General features: G+C 38.3%; 15 protein-coding genes. 13 read left to right on the top strand and 2 right to left on the bottom strand.

All coding sequences use genetic code 11. The features are described from left to right. Window positions 1-3: 3 nt before the first annotated feature. From H5122_RS07660 to H5122_RS07620, 9 genes are all read left to right on the top strand, one after another. Complete coding sequence (locus H5122_RS07660) at window positions 4-513, top strand: outer membrane lipoprotein carrier protein LolA (protein WP_182681648.1); 510 nt, start codon at window positions 4-6, stop codon at window positions 511-513. A 46-nt stretch (window positions 514-559) separates the two neighbouring features. Continuing rightward, entirely contained in the window at window positions 560-2800 is a 2241-nt protein-coding gene (locus tag H5122_RS07655; protein ID WP_182681649.1) for an MMPL family transporter, read from the top strand. 1 nt (window position 2801) lies between these two features. Beyond that, window positions 2802-4040, top strand: coding sequence for an NAD(P)/FAD-dependent oxidoreductase (locus H5122_RS07650; protein ID WP_182681650.1), 1239 nt, complete (start codon window positions 2802-2804; stop codon window positions 4038-4040). Then, window positions 4028-4588: a DUF3261 domain-containing protein gene (locus tag H5122_RS07645; protein ID WP_182681651.1), complete on the top strand. Its 561-nt coding sequence runs from the start codon at window positions 4028-4030 to the stop codon at window positions 4586-4588. Before H5122_RS07650 ends, H5122_RS07645 begins: the two co-directional genes overlap by 13 nt. After that, window positions 4585-5754 carry a beta-ketoacyl-ACP synthase gene (locus tag H5122_RS07640; RefSeq protein WP_182681652.1) on the top strand — a complete coding sequence of 390 codons (1170 nt, stop codon included), beginning with the start codon at window positions 4585-4587 and terminating at the stop codon, window positions 5752-5754. Before H5122_RS07645 ends, H5122_RS07640 begins: the two co-directional genes overlap by 4 nt. Next, window positions 5747-6202 (top strand): hotdog family protein, encoded by a 456-nt coding sequence (locus H5122_RS07635; protein ID WP_165722742.1) that lies wholly within the window; start codon window positions 5747-5749, stop codon window positions 6200-6202. The genes H5122_RS07640 and H5122_RS07635 overlap by 8 nt, the downstream gene beginning before the upstream one ends. Next, entirely contained in the window at window positions 6199-6924 is a 726-nt protein-coding gene (fabG, locus tag H5122_RS07630; RefSeq protein ID WP_002958631.1) for a 3-oxoacyl-ACP reductase FabG, read from the top strand. Before H5122_RS07635 ends, fabG begins: the two co-directional genes overlap by 4 nt. Beyond that, on the top strand, window positions 6924-8153 hold the full coding sequence (locus H5122_RS07625) for a beta-ketoacyl-ACP synthase (RefSeq protein WP_182681663.1): 1230 nt from the start codon (window positions 6924-6926) through the stop codon (window positions 8151-8153). Before fabG ends, H5122_RS07625 begins: the two co-directional genes overlap by 1 nt. A 90-nt stretch (window positions 8154-8243) precedes the next feature. Further along, a complete protein-coding gene (locus H5122_RS07620) occupies window positions 8244-9548 on the top strand; it encodes a DEAD/DEAH box helicase (protein ID WP_002958629.1) in 1305 nt (434 codons plus the stop codon). A gap of 31 nt (window positions 9549-9579) precedes the next feature. Here the strand turns inward: H5122_RS07620 and H5122_RS07615 are convergent, their stop codons facing one another. After that, entirely contained in the window at window positions 9580-11079 is a 1500-nt protein-coding gene (locus H5122_RS07615) for an amidase family protein (protein WP_182681653.1), read from the bottom strand. A gap of 95 nt (window positions 11080-11174) precedes the next feature. Further along, window positions 11175-12782: an NAD(P)/FAD-dependent oxidoreductase gene (locus H5122_RS07610; protein WP_182681654.1), complete on the bottom strand. Its 1608-nt coding sequence runs from the start codon at window positions 12780-12782 to the stop codon at window positions 11175-11177. 194 nt (window positions 12783-12976) lie between these two features. Here H5122_RS07610 and fdxA point away from each other — a divergent pair, with 194 nt between their 5' ends. The 4 genes from fdxA to H5122_RS07590 all read left to right on the top strand — a co-directional run bounded on the left by fdxA (window position 12977) and on the right by H5122_RS07590 (window position 18283). Beyond that, a complete protein-coding gene (fdxA, locus tag H5122_RS07605) occupies window positions 12977-13300 on the top strand; it encodes a ferredoxin FdxA (protein WP_002958626.1) in 324 nt (107 codons plus the stop codon). A 136-nt stretch (window positions 13301-13436) separates the two neighbouring features. After that, on the top strand, window positions 13437-15680 hold the full coding sequence (locus H5122_RS07600; protein WP_182681655.1) for a carbohydrate binding family 9 domain-containing protein: 2244 nt from the start codon (window positions 13437-13439) through the stop codon (window positions 15678-15680). Beyond that, on the top strand, window positions 15668-16162 hold the full coding sequence (locus H5122_RS07595; protein ID WP_223231588.1) for an Sbal_3080 family lipoprotein: 495 nt from the start codon (window positions 15668-15670) through the stop codon (window positions 16160-16162). The genes H5122_RS07600 and H5122_RS07595 overlap by 13 nt, the downstream gene beginning before the upstream one ends. A 366-nt stretch (window positions 16163-16528) precedes the next feature. Then, a complete protein-coding gene (locus tag H5122_RS07590; protein WP_370659492.1) occupies window positions 16529-18283 on the top strand; it encodes a putative bifunctional diguanylate cyclase/phosphodiesterase in 1755 nt (584 codons plus the stop codon). Window positions 18284-18288: the final 5 nt, after the last annotated feature.

Raw genomic sequence — 18288 nt, 5'->3', positions numbered from 1 at the left:
TAAATGAATTTTTTAAAATGTTTTACATTTAGCATAGCTATTAGCTTTTTACTGTTTTGCACTGTAGTAAATGCAGCAGCTATTAAAGGTGAGTTTAAGCAATATAAGCAATTTAATGGATTTGCTAAGCCTTTTATTTCGTCGGGTGTTTTTTCGTTAATTGACGAAAAGCTCATTTGGCAAGTGAAAATGCCTGTTGAGAGTATGCTCATAATAGAAAACGGCAAAGTACTTGCACAAAATGCCAATGGTGAGTTAATACCACAACCCGGTAGCGAGCAATTTATAGGATTACTGAGTGACTTACTTAGCGTAAATATGAGTGCGCTGGAAACACGTTTTGACATTGCTAAAATGCAAGACAGTTGCACACAGTTAACACCAAAAGAAGCTATGCTACAGCAATTATTTAGTGATTTTATTTTATGTGAAACTGCTAAGCAAGTGAGCAGTATTACACTAAATGAGCACTCAGGAAATAACACAAAAATTGAGTTTACTTATTCCAAATAAAATTATGTTTTTAAATAATGCAGTGGTTAATTAAGGGAATAGTGCAGTGACAAAACGAATTACCGTTATTGTAGGGTGGTTTAGCAGTTTAATTTTACTTTTTGCTGCAGCTTTTTGGCTGTCTAAACCAACGTTTAGCGCCGATATGTTTAGCTTATTGCCAAAGTCGCACTCCCAAATTGCACATGCGGAAGATGTTTTTTTTCAGCAAAATGCTAACCGTATTATGTTCTCGTTTGCAGGAAATAATAAAAATAAAGCATTTGATGATTTCCAAAAATGGCTCGACGATAATGCAATTAAAAGCACATTTAACTTTCCGTCCGTTAACGATTTAGCGCAAACATTCTCACCTTTCAAACATGCGTTATTAAGTGATACTTACAAGCAAACATTAAGCAAAAAAACAACGTTTGAACATTATTACCTTGAGCAATTAAATCAGTTAGGCAACCCGTTTGTAAGTGCTACCTTAAGCAAAGATACAAGTTTGAGTTTAGCGGCATTTATAGAAGATAACTTAAAACAAAGCCAATTGTTTACGCTTGAACAAGGTCGTTTAACTCGACGTTTAAAAGGCGTTGAATACCGTGTCATTTTGGCAAACTTAGCGCCTGAAAATTTAGGGGTTAATAAATCAATTGATTTAGCTGGCTCGATAATTAAACAGATCAATTTACTTAATGAAACCTACCCTGATTTAAGCATTACTTACTCTGGTGTGCTATTTCATACGGCTGAAAATGCTAAACAAGCTAAATACGAGATGAGCTTGTTTGGTGGCATTAGCTTATTAGCCCTTATTGCGATGGTATTTTGGGTATTTAGGCGTTTAAACAGTATTTTATTAGCAAGCTTTACCGTACTGAGCGCACTTATTGGTGGCGCTATCGCTATGGTGTTGCTGTTTAATACTATTCATTTATTAACGCTTGTTTTTGCAGTCACCTTGATTGGTATTGCTATTGATTATGCATTTCATGGTATGACTGACTTAGCCAAAAAAGAGCATGAAAAAGGCTACAGCAAAGGGACTCAATCTGCGCTTTTACTGTCTCTTATTACGACTACGCTGGGTTATTGCTGCTTACTAGGTGCGCCACTAACGTTATTATCTCAAGTTGGCGTGTTTGTTATTGCGGGTTTAGTGAGTGCTTGGCTATTTACAGTTTTAGTTTTGCCATTGTGGCAATCTACACTCACGTTATCGCCTTCGAGTCTATTGATGAGTCAAAAGCTCATTAAGGGTTTTTTATATTGTAATAGTTTAAAAAAACCAATACTCATTACGTTATTAGCCCTTATAAGTGCGTTATTTTTAATAAAACCTATTAGCTTTAATGATGATGTAAAGCTATTAAATGCAAGCTCCGGACATTTAATGCTAAACGAAAAAAAGCATTTGTTATTACTTGGGCAATGGGACACCCAAATTGTTTTTATGTTTGCAGATAGCGACGAAGCACTTTTACAAAAACAAGAACAGTTTTTAAAACGCTTAACCCAACTAAACCCTAATTTTAAAAATAATAGCATTAGCCATTGGTTGCCTAGTTTACAAAAGCAGAGGGATAACCAAGCCTTGTTTGAACAGGCTAAAAACAAAGGGACTTTGGATATTGCAGAGCGCGTTACAGGGCAAGCGTTAACAAGTACAAAGGCACCGTTATTAACTTATGAAACACTCGCCACGAGTACATTTAAACCATTACTGCTTTCTCAAATGGTTGTTGAGCCAAGTCAATCGATAACATGGATGTCTATTTCGGGTATTTCATCTGATCAACTAATTAATGAGGTTGAAAAAAACAATGGAATTTACCTTTATAATAAACCTAAACAAATTAGTGCTTTATTAAGTGATTACCGTGAATATTTACTATTAAGCCTAGTGCTTGCGGGTTTTATTAGTTGGCTGCTTTTTAGTTGGCGATTTACGATTAAGATAGCGCTGCTGCAGGTGAACATTTTATCTGTTGTGGTGTTGAGCATGCTTTGGGTATGTAATGCGATTCAAGGTAGCTTGTCGTTATTTAATTTACTCGGTGCGTTACTTGTTATTGCCTTAGCAATTGATTACCTCGTTTTTTATCAAATAAATAAGTTAGAGCCCAAAAATGTGTTAGCGATTAGCTTATCGGCTGCGTCATCAATGTGGGTATTTGGCATGTTGAGTGCATCTGATACACCGGCTATTTTTAGCTTTGGGCTGAGTGTAATGGTAGGGATTTTAGCTATTTACTTTTTATCACCGCTGAGTGTTTTAAAGCCTCAAAAGGAACAATAATTTGAATAACCTTGAGCAGTACGATGTTGTTGTTATTGGCGCTGGGCCTTCTGGTGCATTGGCTAGTAGTCTTTTAGTTCAAAAGGGATGGCGGGTACTGGTACTTGAACAGCAGGCGTTTCCACGTTTTTCAATTGGTGAAAGCTTACTGCCGCAATGTATGGCGTACTTAGAAGACGCGGGCTTAATCGATACACTACATAACAATGCAGCGGCTTTAGGTTTTCAGTTTAAAGATGGCGCTGCTTTTCATCGGGCAGAGCAAAATACAACTATAAATTTCACTGAAAAATTTACTAAAGGCCCAGGCACTACGTATCAAGTGAAAAGAGCCGACTTTGACAAATTATTAGCAGACAAAGCACAAGAACAAGGCGTAGAAATCAGATATAAGCACACGGTGGTTGACTACTGTGATGAGCCAAATGGTGCATCATTAGTGGTACACAATGAGAAGCAGCAAGCTTATCGCGTTAATGCCCGATTTGTATTGGACGCAAGTGGCTTTGGGCGTGTATTACCAAAATTGTTAGATTTAGAGCTTCCTTCTAACTTTCCTGTTCGAAGCGCTTATTTTAGTCACTTTAAAGACAATATTAGTGATACAAGCTTCGATCGAAATAAAATTTTGATTACCGTACACCCTCAATATTCAGACGTGTGGTATTGGCTTATTCCCTTTAGTGATGGTACTGCGAGTATTGGGGTTGTGGCGCAGTCAGAGCGTTTTAATGATGATGAATCTAGCGATTTACTAAATCAATTTATAGAGCAAGACCCTTATTTAAAAACACTGTTAGCACAGCGTGAGTTATTAACTCCAGCAAAAAATATAAAAGGCTACTCGGCAAATGTGAGTAAGTTATATGGTAAGCACTTTGCTTTATTGGGTAATGCGGGGGAATTTTTAGACCCGGTATTTTCATCAGGTGTAACAATCGCACTCAAATCTGCAAATTTAATTGCCCCACTTGTTGATCGCTATTTAAAAAACGAAGTCGTCGATTTTGACGCTCACTACGCACAGCCATTACAAGCTGGAGTCGATTGTTTTAGAACATTTGTAACAGGGTGGTACGATACGCGTTTTCAGGATGTGATATTTTACTCTGAACAAAATACTCAGGTGCGAGAAATGATCAGTGCTATTTTAGCGGGTTACGCATGGGATACGAATAACCCATTTGTTGCACAAAGTGAACGCCGTTTAAATGTGTTGGCTCAGTTATGTCAAAATTAATTAAGTATGCGGTGTGTAGTGTATTTATATTTGCTGTATTGAGCGCATGTACGAGTTTTACAGCATATAAAAATAAAGTGTATCTATCACCTAATATTCAATTAAATATTAATAGTGTACCAGCACAAATGTTTAATAAGTCTTGGCAGCAAGTTTTGTATATTACGAATCAGCAAAACACACACACTGTATTTGCCCAATTAGCTATAAATGACAAAGGTGCAATTAAGTTATTGTTAATGACAGTGCAAGGCTTTCCAATTATGGAGCTTGAAAAACCTTTAAATGGCCCAGTAAAAACAAGAAATATGCTGGCGGTAGAAGGGATAGACCCTCATTATATTTTGGCGGATATTGCATTAGTACATTGGCCAGTAGCATTTTTACAAAAGCAGTTAGAGGGTGCTTTAATAGAGCAGGTTGGCTCTAATCGGGAGGTATTTAACGATGATGGTACATTTATCGCTATTGACTATAGTGATGAGTCGACAACCTTGAACAATATTTTACATCAGTATCAAATAACATTTAAAAAGGTAGAACAGTGACATATTGGCTGAATGATTTAGGCATTGTGAGTGCGATGGGCATAGGCCAAGATGCAACCATAACAAACTTAAATAAATATAACCCTGCAACTCCTTTATTAACTTTAAATAAAAATTTAAGTGCTGAGAAAACACCGCTGTATGTCGGGCAAGTTCAGTCTATTGCTTTATCAAATAATAAACGTATCAATACATTTATTGATTTAGCTTTAGAGCAGATTAAGCCCACCTTAGATAAACTTTCGCATATTGATAAGTCGCGTATCGCAATTGTAATGGGTACTAGTACATCAGGTATTCATGATGGTGAAAGAGCGCGTAAAAGCTATGAAAGTACAAAACTCTGGCCAGGTGACTTTAGTTACAGTGATCAAGAGCTAGCAACACCCGCTCATTACATTGCACATAAAATAGGGGCGCTAGGCCCTTGTTACAGTATTTCTACTGCATGCACGTCGAGCGCTAAAGCGTTAATTAGCGCTCGAGCTTTGCTAAATACTGATTTAGCCGATGTGGTAATTTGTGGTGGTGCAGATAGTTTGTGCCAATTAACAATTAATGGCTTTGATTCGCTCGCTTCTTTAAGCTCGGGTTTATGCCAGCCTTTTTCTAGCACCAGAGACGGCATTAATATTGGTGAAGGGGCCGCTTTATTTGTAATGACTAAAAATACGCCAATAACAAATAACGGCGTTATGTTACTAGGCAGTGGCGAAAGCTCAGATGCGCATCATATGTCAGCCCCCGATCCTAATGGGATGGGCGCCCAAGCCTCAATGGAAAAAGCACTAAAAAGCGCAAAGTTATCCTGTGGTGATATTGATTATATTAACGCTCACGGTACGGCTACTGTAAAAAATGACGAAATGGAAGCACTTGCAATTAATCGCGTGTTTGGCAACAATACCCCGCTTAGCTCAAGTAAGCATTTAACAGGACATACTCTTGGTGCTGCAGGTGCCATTGAAGCCGGTATATGTTGGTTATTATTAAAAGACAGCGGCCAACATATGCTGCCGTATAATGCGATTAAAGAAGGCAGTGATTTGGCTGATATAAAAATAATAAAACAAGCGTTTAAGCCCGCTCTTAAATACTGCTTATCTAATTCATTTGCGTTTGGCGGTAATAATGCCAGCTTAATATTGGGAGTTAACGTTGACTAATTACCCTATAGAGCAAGTAGTCCCGCATGATGCGCCTATGATTTTAATAGATAGCCTTTTAACACACAGCGAAGATGAAGCTCAATGCGGCGTTACTATCACTGAGCAAAGCCCTTTTTTTAGTCCTGCAATTAACGGCGTACCTAGCTATATTGGTGTTGAGTACATGGCGCAGTCTATTGCCGCTTACGCTGGTGCGTTAGCGAATGATGAAAATAAACCTGTAAAAATTGGTTTTTTAATTGGCACGCGAAAATATCAAACTTATCAACCGTGTTTTAAAAACGGCAGTAAGCTGACTATTGAAGTGAAAAAGCTATATCAAGAAGAGTCAGGTTTAAGTGTATTTGAATGCCAAATACTCGCGTGTGAAACTCTACTTTGCCAAGCAAAAATTAATGTATTTCAGCCTGAAAACCCGTTGGAATTTATAAGAGAAAATCAATGACAAAAAGAATTTTAGTTACGGGTTCAAGCCGTGGTATTGGTAAAGCTATTGCGTTAAAACTTGCTGAGCAAGGGTTTGATATTGCTGTGCATTGCAGAGCCGGTGTTGAGCAAGCTCAAGTAACATGCGATGAGATTAATGCATTAGGTAGAGCTACCAGTTTATTACAATTTGATGTATGCGACAGAGAGCAAGCCAAAGCACAAATAATAGAAGATATAGCTAAGCATGGCGCTTATTATGGCGTGGTGTGTAATGCAGGTATTACTAACGATATGGCATTTCCTGCTATGCAAGGGGAAGACTGGGATTGTGTAATACGTACAGGCCTTGATGGGTTTTATAATGTAGTACACCCAACTGTAATGCCTATGGTACAAAGCCGTAAAGGTGGGCGAATAATTACAATGTCATCGGTGTCAGGTATTGCAGGTAACCGAGGTCAAGTAAATTATAGTGCAGCAAAAGCCGGTATTATTGGAGCTACTAAAGCACTTGCATTAGAATTGGCAAAACGCAAAATCACAGTTAATTGTGTGGCACCTGGTTTAATAGAAACCGCGATGACTGATGAATTACCTATTGATGAAATGATGAAAATGATCCCCCTTAAACGCATGGGGAGCGTTAAAGAAGTTGCGGGAACAGTTGCTTTTTTAATGTCTGATGATGCAGCTTACATAACACGCCAAGTGATTTCGGTTAATGGTGGTATGGTTTGATTAAACGCGTTGTTGTAACAGGGATGTCGGTGGTCACTGCATTGGGCGATGATTGGTCTGAATTCAAACAAGCCTTAATTAAAGGCGAAAATGCGGTTGTTACTATGCCAGAGTGGGATATAGCTGACGAACTCAATACCCGTTTAGCCGCGCCAGTTAAACACTTTGAGCGACCAAGTCATTACAAACGAAAACAAATCCGTTCAATGGGGCGAGTATCACTTATGTCAACTCGTGCTACTGAATGCGCACTTGAACAAGCCAAACTACTAGAGCACGAAAGTCTAACTGATGGCTCTACGGGCATAGCGTATGGCTCATCTACGGGCTCTACTGAGCCACTACTCGCCTTTGCAAATATGATGGAAACGGGGTCGATGTCAGGTGTAACAGCCACGAGTTACATTAAAATGATGGCGCATACTGCCCCTGTAAATGTTGGTGTGTTTTTTGGTTTAAAAGGGCGTGTTATAACAACAAGCTCTGCTTGTACATCGGGATCTCAAGGAATAGGCTTCGCCTATGAAGCGATTAAGTTTGGCCGACAAAAAATAATGGTGGCTGGTGGAGCGGAGGAATTATGCATCACAGAGGCTGCAGTATTTGATACGCTTTATGCAACATCTACAAAAAATGACACACCAAAACAAACACCTCGTCCCTTTGATGTAAATCGTGATGGCTTAGTGATAGGCGAAGGCGCGGGTACTCTTATTTTAGAAGAATACGAACATGCAAAAGCGCGCGGAGCAACAATATTAGCTGAGGTGGTTGGTTTTGGTTGTAATTCTGATGGACAGCACGTTACTCAACCAACATCAAAAACAATGCAACTAGCGATAGAAATGGCACTACAAGATGCTAATTTAGAACCAGAAAAAATTGGTTACGTTAATGCTCATGGTACATCAACAGATAAAGGTGATATTGCCGAGTCTCACGCAACGTTTAAAGCATTGGGTAGTAAACCTATTAGCTCGTTAAAAAGTTATTTGGGGCATACATTAGGTGCTTGTGGGGCAATAGAGGCATGGGCAAGCATTAATATGATGGCTGATAATTGGTTTGCACCAACAATTAATTTAGATAACGTTGATGACGAATGTGCTCAGCTTGATTACATAAGGCATCAAGGACGTGAGATTAATACCGATTATGTGATGAGTAATAACTTTGCGTTTGGTGGTATTAACACCTCTTTAATATTTAAACGTTATAAAGCAGATTAAACGCGTTAAAATAGAACTAATGACTAACTGTTGACTCGTTTTTGCTGTATAATTTGCGACCCTTGATAATGTGGCCGTAGGTTATACAGCATGAATTTTAAATCTTTTAGTTTCGCTCCTGAAATCATCCAGGCGTTGGACGAACTTAACTATCACACTCTTACGCCCATTCAGCGCGCAGCAATCCCTGCTGTTCGTAAAGGTAAAGACGTTTTAGCCAGTGCACAAACTGGTACCGGCAAAACTGCCGCGTTTGCTTTACCTATCATCCAAAAATTGGTTGAGTCTGAACTCAGCACAACGAATGCACCTCATGCGTTAGTACTTGCGCCAACGCGTGAACTTGCAGAACAAATTGCAAATAATTTTAGAGATTTTGCAAAGCATACATCACTTAAAGTCGTTAGTTTATTTGGTGGTGTTAGTACCGCCGGCCAAGCAAATGCTTTAAAAGAAGGTGTAGATATTGTTGTTGCAACACCAGGTCGTTTATTTGATCATATTCGCTTAGGTAACTTAAGCCTTGCAAGTGTAAAACACCTTGTTCTTGATGAAGCCGACCGTATGCTTGATATGGGCTTTATTGAAGACATGCAAAACGTGATTAAAAGCTGTGCAGAAGAGCGCCAAATTTTACTTTTCTCTGCTACTTTCCCTGCAGCAATTAAACAATTTGCATCTAAAGTATTAAAACAAGCTGAAATAGTGCGTGTTGATCAAACTAACAGTACAGCAAGTACTGTTGAGCATGTTGTTTACCCTGTTGAAGAGCGTCGTAAGCAAGAACTACTTTCTGAATTGATTGGTAAGAAAAACTGGCAACAAGTGCTTGTATTTGTAAACATGAAAGAAACAGCTGACGAGCTTGTTAAAGAGCTTAACCTTGATGGTATTCCGGCAGGCGTTTGCCACGGTGACAAATCTCAAGGTAACCGTCGTCGTGCTTTACGTGAATTTAAAGAAGGCAAAGTACGTGTATTAGTAGCTACAGAAGTGGCTGCTCGCGGTATTGATATTGATGGTTTACCTCGTGTTATTAATATTGATTTACCTTGGCTTGCAGAAGATTACGTTCACCGTATTGGCCGTACAGGTCGTGCTGGTCGCCAAGGTCAAGCAATCTCATTTGTTAGCCGCGAAGAAGAAAACACTTTGTTTGAAATTGAAACGTTAATCGGTCAAAAAATCAAACGTGTATATTTAGAAGGTTACGAAGTAAGTAACCGTGAAGTACTAATTGATAAAATTGGTAAAAAACCAGCGCATTTACGCCGTACACGTTCTAACAAGTTATCAGGACAAGCTACCGGTGAAGCGAGAGCAGTAAATCGCTCACGTATTTCAAGCGTTCGTAAAAGCTTAAAAGGCGAAAAACTGTCACTTAAAAAGTCATAGTTAACGCCGTTTAGTTTAAAAAAACCTGAGTTTACTCAGGTTTTTTTGTGCGTGATGATAACACCTCATCAATAATATTTGCGTATACATAAGACGCTTGCTCGCCCTCTTTATTTGCTATTATGGACAAACCAACCGGTAAACCACTTACTTTGCCTACCGGCAGAGTTATGTGAGTTGTGCCTGCAATAGCAGATAACGAACTACTACTGCCATTAAAATTATCACCATTAACTAAGTCTGTCTTCCAGGCGGGTGATACTGTAGGCGCTATAACAATATCAAGCTTGTTGTTTTTATATACATTGGCAATGGCTGTCGTTGCTAAAGTGCGATAGCGTTCTTTAGTCTCTTGGTATTTTTGTTTGTTAGTTAAATCAATAGCCTGCGATTGAACTAGTATATCTTGCTCAAAGTGGGGCATTTCTGTATTTTTATTTTGAATATTAAAATCAATAAGTGCTTTTAGGCTTCTAACAGCCACTTGTGTTGGAGTGCTTGCGAGGTAATGATTAATTTCGGCTTTGAAGTCATAATGTAAAATATAGTATTCATCAACAAATAGCGTATCTAAGTTATCAGTAATATCTACATTAATAATAGTGTGCCCAGCCTGTTTTAATGCTTGTAACTGCTTGGCATAAAGGCGCTGCGTTTCAATTGTAAATTTGTCGCTAGGCAGCGCACCAATAATAAGTGATGGTTTTGATTTTAGATTACCTTTTTTTAATTTAAACCCTGTAGTTGTTGCATCAAGAGAGTCTTCACCTTGCAAAACTGATAAAACTAGCAGTGCATCTTTAAGTGAATGCGCCATCGGCCCTACTGAATCTTGGCTACTTGAAAGAGGTATAACGCCTGAGCGTGATACTTGGCCCATACTCGGTTTTATTGCATAAACTCCATTTACTGAGGCAGGGCACGTAATTGAACCATCTGTTTCAGTCCCCAATGCTATAGGCGCAAAGTTAAGTGCGACTGCCACAGCAGAGCCTGAGCTAGAACCACATGGGTTACGTGTTACATCGTGCGCATTATGTGTTTGTCCGCCTACGGCACTCCAGCCTGAAGATGAGTAAGATGAACGAAAATTTGCCCATTCACTTAAATTAGCTTTGCCTAAAATTATAGCGCCCGCATTACGTAGTTGTTTAACAACAAAAGCATCATTATTAGTAACGTTATTTTTAAGTGCTAAAGAGCCAGCCGTTGTGGGAAGTGTGCCTTTCGTTTCTATATTATCTTTAAGAAGTACAGGTATTCCGTGTAATGGACCTGCCCAAGTGCCTTTGGCGGCAAGTTCATCTAACGTTTTAGCTTGAGCAATCGCTGTAGGCTCAATACTAATAACTGCATTGTATTGTGGGTTAAGTTTATTAATTCGGTCTATATAATTTTGGGTGAGTTGCTGTGCATTAATAGAGTTATTTTTATATGCAGTGTGGATTTCATTGATGGTTTTTAGCTCCTGTGCTTTAGCGTTAAAAATTGCTAATACACTGAGCAACGAAAAGGTAAATGTTTTGATCATTGTTGAGGTGCTTGAGTTGTTATTATTTTCTATACATTTAGCACAAAAAAACCTCACAAAGTGAGGCTTTTCGATAAACAGCTTAAAAAAGAGGTTTAAGCGCTTTCTAACATAGACAGTGCGACTGCTTCAGCTGCTTTAATACCATCAATACCCGCTGATAAAATACCGCCAGCGTAACCTGCACCTTCACCTGCAGGGTAAAGCCCTTTGGTGTTAATACTTTGGAATGTTTTATCGCGCTTAATACTAATAGGCGACGAAGTACGCGTTTCAACACCGGTTAATAAGCCGTCGTTAGTTGAAAAACCACGAATTTGTTTATTAAACGCAGGTATCGCTTCGCGAAGAGCATCAATTGCAAATTGTGGTAACACTTTACTCAAATCAGTTAACTTAATACCAGGTGTGTAAGAGGGTTGTACTTCACCTAAGTCTGCAGATGATTTACCTTTTAAGAAATCTCCAATTAACTGTGCTGGTGCATCGTAGTTGCTACCACCAAGCTCATACGCTTGCTCTTCAAGTTTGCGTTGTAAGTCTATTCCAGCAAGTGGATTACCAGGGAAATCTTGCTCTGGTGATATACCTACCACAATAGCGCTGTTAGCGTTGCGCTCACTTCGTGAATATTGGCTCATACCATTGGTAACAACGCGACCTTCTTCAGAGGTTGCAGCGACTACTGTGCCACCTGGGCACATACAAAAGCTGTAAACTGTACGGCCATTGTCACAGTGATGAACAAGTTTATAATCGGCAGAGCCCAAAATTGGGTTTCCTGCATTTGTGCCAAAACGACATTCATCGATCATTGATTGTTTATGTTCGATTCTAAAACCGACTGAGAATGGCTTTGCTTCAACATAAATCCCTTTTTTGTGGATCATATCAAACGTGTCACGTGCGCTGTGGCCAACGGCTAATACAACATGGCGAGTGTTTAGCTTCTCGCCATTTGAAAGCGTTAAACCTGTTACTTGCCCGTCATCTAAATGAATATCATCAACACGTGTGCTAAAGCGAATTTCGCCGCCGAGTTCTATTATACGAGCGCGCATTTTTTCAATCATGGTGACAAGTTTAAACGTACCAATGTGTGGCTTACTTACGTATAAAATTTCATCGGGTGCGCCTGCTTCTACAAATTCAGTAATGACTTTACGACCGTAATGTTTTGGATCCTTTACTTGGCTGTATAACTTACCGTCTGAGAATGTACCTGCGCCACCTTCACCAAATTGTACATTTGATTCGGTATTAAGTGTGCGTTTACGCCAAAAGCCGAACGTGTCTTTTGTACGTTCACGTACCTCTTTACCGCGCTCTAATATAATGGGTTTAAAGCCCATTTGAGCAAGTAATAAGCCCGCAAATAAACCACAAGGACCAAAACCAATAACAACAGGGCGCTCTGTTATATTTTCGCTGGCGTGGGTTACAAATTTATAGTTTGTGTCTGGCGCTACTTTTACATGTTGGTCTTTTTCAAATGCGGCGAGTAGCTCGGCTTCGTTATCAACTTCTATATCGAGTGTATAAATAAGTAAAATAGCTGATTTTTTACGTGCATCATAACCACGTTTAAACACATTAAAACTGTGCAATTGTTCAGGTTGGATTTTTAGTTTATTTACAATTGCTTGACCAATTGCGTCTTCGTCATGGTCAAGTGGCAGCTTTATTTCGGTTAAACGTATCATTTATATCTCTTTTAGGTGTCATAGCGGGGTATTATTACCGCTCACAATAAGGGGATGTAGGGCACAACGAGTGTGCAAACATTAGGCGCGCATTTTACGTTAAAATAGCCTGATATGGCACTTATTTATTGTATTTTTGGGGTGGATGGGTATGATCCACAACTGTTGTTCAAAATCTTAGGTATTAAAATAGTATGGCGTTTGTTGTCACCGAAAATTGTATAAAATGTAAGTACACCGATTGCGTATCAGTGTGCCCAGCAGATGCATTTTTTGAAGGCCCTAATTTTTTAGCAATTAGCCCGATTGATTGTATTGATTGTGGCTTATGTGTCCCTGAGTGTTCAGCTGATGCTATATATCAAGAAGATGAATTACCAGAATCTCAAAAAGAGTTTACTGAATTGAATGCTGAACTTGCACTGGTCTGGCCGCGCATTACAGAGGTTAAACCTGCACCAGAGGACGCTGATGTATGGAATGGCATAGACGATAAACTTAAACTACTCGAAACATAATACGTAACAATTAGTTACTCCTTTATCATTAAATAGTTAATTTTTTATTTCAAAGTATTAACAAATGTACCTGGATAAATTACAATCTCCAGCTTAAGTTACTCCCTATGAGTAATTACAGTCTAAATGGATGTTTATGCAGTACTTTATAACTATAATAAAAAAATTTACCTTCCTATTTTTAAGTTTCGTTTTATTACTCTCAAGCCTTGATGTAGCGGCTAGTAAACAGCAAGTATCCTTATCTCGTATTGATTCAAATATCACTATTGATGGTGTTATGGATGAAGCGCACTGGCAAAATGCGACACGTATACCTCTACTCTACCAAGATGAGCCTAACGAAAAAGGCACACCTCCTGTAAAAACTGATGCCTTTATTTACGAAGATGGCACAAACTTATATGTTGCCTTTATTGCAGAGGATCCAAACCCTGAACAAATTCGTGCATCACTTCGTGATCGCGATACGCTATGGGAAGACGACGTAGTTATTCTTGTTATTGATACATTTAATGATGAACGCAGTGGTTATGAATTCCATGTGAACCCGCTGGGCGCGCAAGGCGATATACGAATGACAGACACTGATGGCTGGAGCTCTGATACCTCATGGAATGCTATTTGGGATAGCGCAGGGCAAATTAACGAACAAGGTTATGTTGTTGAAATGCGTATTCCTTTTAAGGCACTACGTTTCCCCGAAAATCAAAATGAGCTAACGTGGGGTTTTTCTGTAATGAGAAACTATCAACGTGATGTGCTATATCAGCTATCAAATATGGGGTTTGATAGAAATGTGAAATGCAGCCTTTGCCAGTTTGATAAGTTAGTTGGCTTTAGTGACATTGAATCAAGTAAAAATATCCAATTAACACCTACATTAACCACACTGCGTAACGATAATAAATCTGCGTTGCCAGGTGATTGGGATAAGGGTGATATAGATACTGAAGTGGGCTTAGATTTACGCTGGGGTTTAACAAAAGATGCTGTTTTAAACGCGACAATTAATCCTGATTTTTCGCAAGTAGAAACTGACTCTTTAGAGCTTGATGTAAATACAACCTTCTCAATTTATTACGCTGAAAAACGTCCTTTCTTTTTAGATGGTGCTTCTTACTTTAAAAGTAGCTTATTTGAGCTTTTATACACACGTACAATTGCAGAGCCTACTTTAGGTGCAAAGCTGACGGGTAAAACGGGTGATCATAGTTATGCGCTAATGCTAGCTGATGACGACAATAGTAATATTTTACTGCCAACGAATCAGGGCTCTGGCTTTGCAAGCTTAAACGAAAAAACGAATGCAGCCGCAGGGCGTTATCAATATGACTTAGGTCAGCAAGGTACTATTGGTATTTCAAGCACGCACAGAGAAAGTGATGACTATCACAACACTGTATTATCAGTGGATGGTACCTACTGGTTTAATCAATCGGATACTCTTTTGTATCAAGTGTCATCTGCTGATACTCGTAACTCTGAATTTTTAATTCAAAACTATAACTTATCTGAAACTCAATCAGATGAAGCTTATGCTCTAGAACTTACCCGCGATAAACGTGATTACAAATTATTTGCATCTTATGAAAATATTGGGCAGGACTACCGCACTGATTTAGGTTATCAAGCTAAAGTCGATTATGAAAAAGTAGGCTTTGGTGGCGGACAAACATGGTACAGAGATGAGTCTGATTTACTTACCTCATGGTCATACGAAGCTGACTGGGATAAAACGTGGGCGCAAAATGGCGACTTACTTGAAGAAGAGTACGAAGGCTTTTTGAGTTTTAAAGGTCAAAAACAATCTATTTTTGAAATTGGTTTAGTACACCGTTATGAAAATTATAATGACAATTTTTATAATCAAAATATTGGTTACATTTATACGGGCTTTAAACCCACTAAAGATTTAAAGTTATCATTATATGTTGAATACGCTAGCCGCATTGATTATGCAAATGAGCAATTAGGCGATGCGTTTGACACCCAAACCCAAATGGTGTGGGACATTAACGACCATTGGCAGCTCGATGTAAAACATAACTACAGCCAATTAGATAACCCACAAGGGGAGCGTGTATTTACAGCTAACTTAGTTGATTTTATGCTTCATTATAAATTTAGTATGCGTTCAATTCTTAAGCTTATTTTACAATTTGAAGATATTGATAGAGACGAAAATGCCTACTTTTATCAAGTTAGCCAAATTAACAAAGACTATGGTAGTCAGCTTGTTTACTCATATAAAATTAATGCGCAAACACTGTTTTATTTGGGTTACTCAGATAGAGGTTACCAAGACGATTCACTTAAAAATATTGAGCGGGATCAACGTACCTTATTTACAAAAGTTAGCTATGCATGGCAGCTTTAAATATTAAAAAAAAAGGAATAAATATGAAAACTTTAAAAATAACAGTTGCAGCAGCAATGGTTGCTACCTTGGCGGGTTGTGCGGCCAAGCAAGACATTACTCGCTTTGAAACAAACAAACCTAAAACAGTGTGTATTGCTGAACATAAGGCTGTTAAAGAGGGTGTTATTGATGCGATGAAAAAAGGTTTTGCAAAGCATGAGGTAGAAACTCGAGTTATTTCAGCTAACTACGTATTGAAACACCAAGACTATCAGACTGAATTATCTGATTCAGATACTACTGGTTGTAATGCCGTGGCTTACTATGTAGCAAATTGGCGTTGGGATTTAGCACTATATATGGCATACGCAAATATATGGGTAAAAGATGTTGAAACAAATGAAAAAATAGCACAAGCATCTTATCGCACGGGTGGTGGGTTGGATAAATTTATAAATGCGGAAGAAAAAATTATAGAGCTTATTGACGGTATGTATTAAATTTTAAACAATTAAAACGTTTTTGTTTATTTTTATTAATCCCACCTATACTATATGTAGATATAGTTAGTTAATCCATTATCGTTACAATTTTTTGTTATTCTAATGGCTTAGGATTATATCAATGCTTGCGTAGTACTAAATGCAAGCGATATAATCCGCTTTTGGTAATAGGTTTGATAGGAGAAGCAAAATAGATGGATTTTTTTTATGAATAAACTTAAGCCGCTCGGTTTTATTTTCTTAATCATAGTTCTATTTTGTTTCTGCATAAACATAGAGTTAACTAATCAGATCAACCGTATAAATCTATTTCAGACTAATATTGATATACGAAGTTTCGAGATCACGAATACCTCCCTTGATATGGCTCCTTGGTATAATCCCATTTTAAATGGCCATTATATAATTGAGCAGCCAACAGCTGATTTTTTACTTATTAAAACCACTGATACCCAATTTGTAGCCGCTGATTCTAATAAGTTAATCATGATGACGCTCTCATCACCCATGAACTTTTTATTTTTATGTATATTGATATTTGGCTCAGGTATCTACTTACGTAGAGAACGTAGAAAACGTCATTATAAAAATCAAATAGCGGAGCTCAACCGCCAAGCCAATAGCTTACTTACTGCATTTAACCTACAAGTTAAACCGGCAGAGAACCCATTAGGTGTAAGCAGCTTAAGTCAATCTATAAATAGCTTAAATTCACACGTAGTTAATTATGTAAAACAAACTCAAACAAGTATTTGTCAAGATAAACTGACGCTGTTAATTGACCGCCATGCATATATTGAACACATAGACAGACAAATAAATCATGCTAATCAGGAAGATCTCAAATGTGCGCTTCTATTTATCGACTTGGATGGCTTTAAACAAGTAAATGATTCATTTGGCCATAGTTTTGGTGATGAAATATTAGTTCAAGTGGCCAGTCGACTTGCAAATGTTTTACGTCACCATAAGTTAAGTAATGTTAATAGCGCTAATCAATTAGAGCAAAACTTATCAAGATTAGGAGGAGACGAATTCTCCATATTTATAGAACTACTTGATGATAGCGACAGAGTTGTTGACATTGCGAAGCACGTACTAAGTGAGCTTGAAAAAGACTTTGTGCTTGGCAATAAAATAGTAAAAATTAGTGCCAGTATTGGTATTGCAGCTTACCCAGAAAGCGCGTCAACCCCACAAGCACTTTTACAATTAGCTGATGTTGCTATGTACAGAGCTAAGAGTGATGGTAAGGGAATATTTAAAGTTTACTCGCCAGAAATGGGTAACAAAATGCGCCGTTACCATTATTTACTCGAAGAATTGCGTTTAGCGCTCGCGTGTAAAGATTTTTACTTGTCTTTTCAGCCAATTGTACATGTTGAAGATTGTATGATTGATTATTTTGAAGCGCTTACCCGGTGGGACCACCCAGTTGAAGGTATGATCCCACCTTCAGAATTTATTCCAATAGCAGAAGAGTCGAATTTAATATTAGAGCTTGGCGATTGGATTATGCTTGAATCGTGTCGGCAAATGGCTGCATGGCATAATGCAGGTATGCGCAAAGTAAAAATATCTGTTAACGTTTCGGGCATTCAGTTAAAGCACCGTGATATTTATGATTGGATAATGAAGAAGCTAAAAAAAACCGGCTTACCGGCGACGTCTTTAATGCTTGAAATTACCGAATCAACATTTATTCAAGCCAGCCCTAGAATAATTAAAGAGCTAAGTAGATTAAGAGAAGAAGGCATCACTATTGCAATTGATGACTTTGGTACAGGTTTTAGCTCGTTGAGTACATTAGCTGATCTACCAATTGATGTTATTAAAATTGATCGCTCGTTTATAGCTCAAGCCAATAAAAGCCAAAAATATAACGATATATTAAATACAATTAGTGAGCTTGGACAAAAGCTGGGCCTTAAAATTGTAGCTGAAGGCGTTGAAGAAATAGGGCAGTTTGAGCTTGTTAAAAAAATGGGTGTGAGTTCAGTTCAGGGGTATTTAGTGAGCCGTCCTGAGTCATCAGTTAATGTAGGCAATAAAGTATTACGTAATAACACCAGCAATCTTTCTGCATCAGGTACAAGTGCGTGGGATATTGTTAGTTAGTTAGT

Source organism: Pseudoalteromonas sp. SG43-8 (assembly GCF_014164245.1).
Taxonomy (GTDB): Bacteria; Pseudomonadota; Gammaproteobacteria; order Enterobacterales; family Alteromonadaceae; genus Pseudoalteromonas; species Pseudoalteromonas distincta.
Note: the sequence above shows the minus strand (reverse complement) of the source record. Positions and strands in the feature narration are given on the sequence as shown.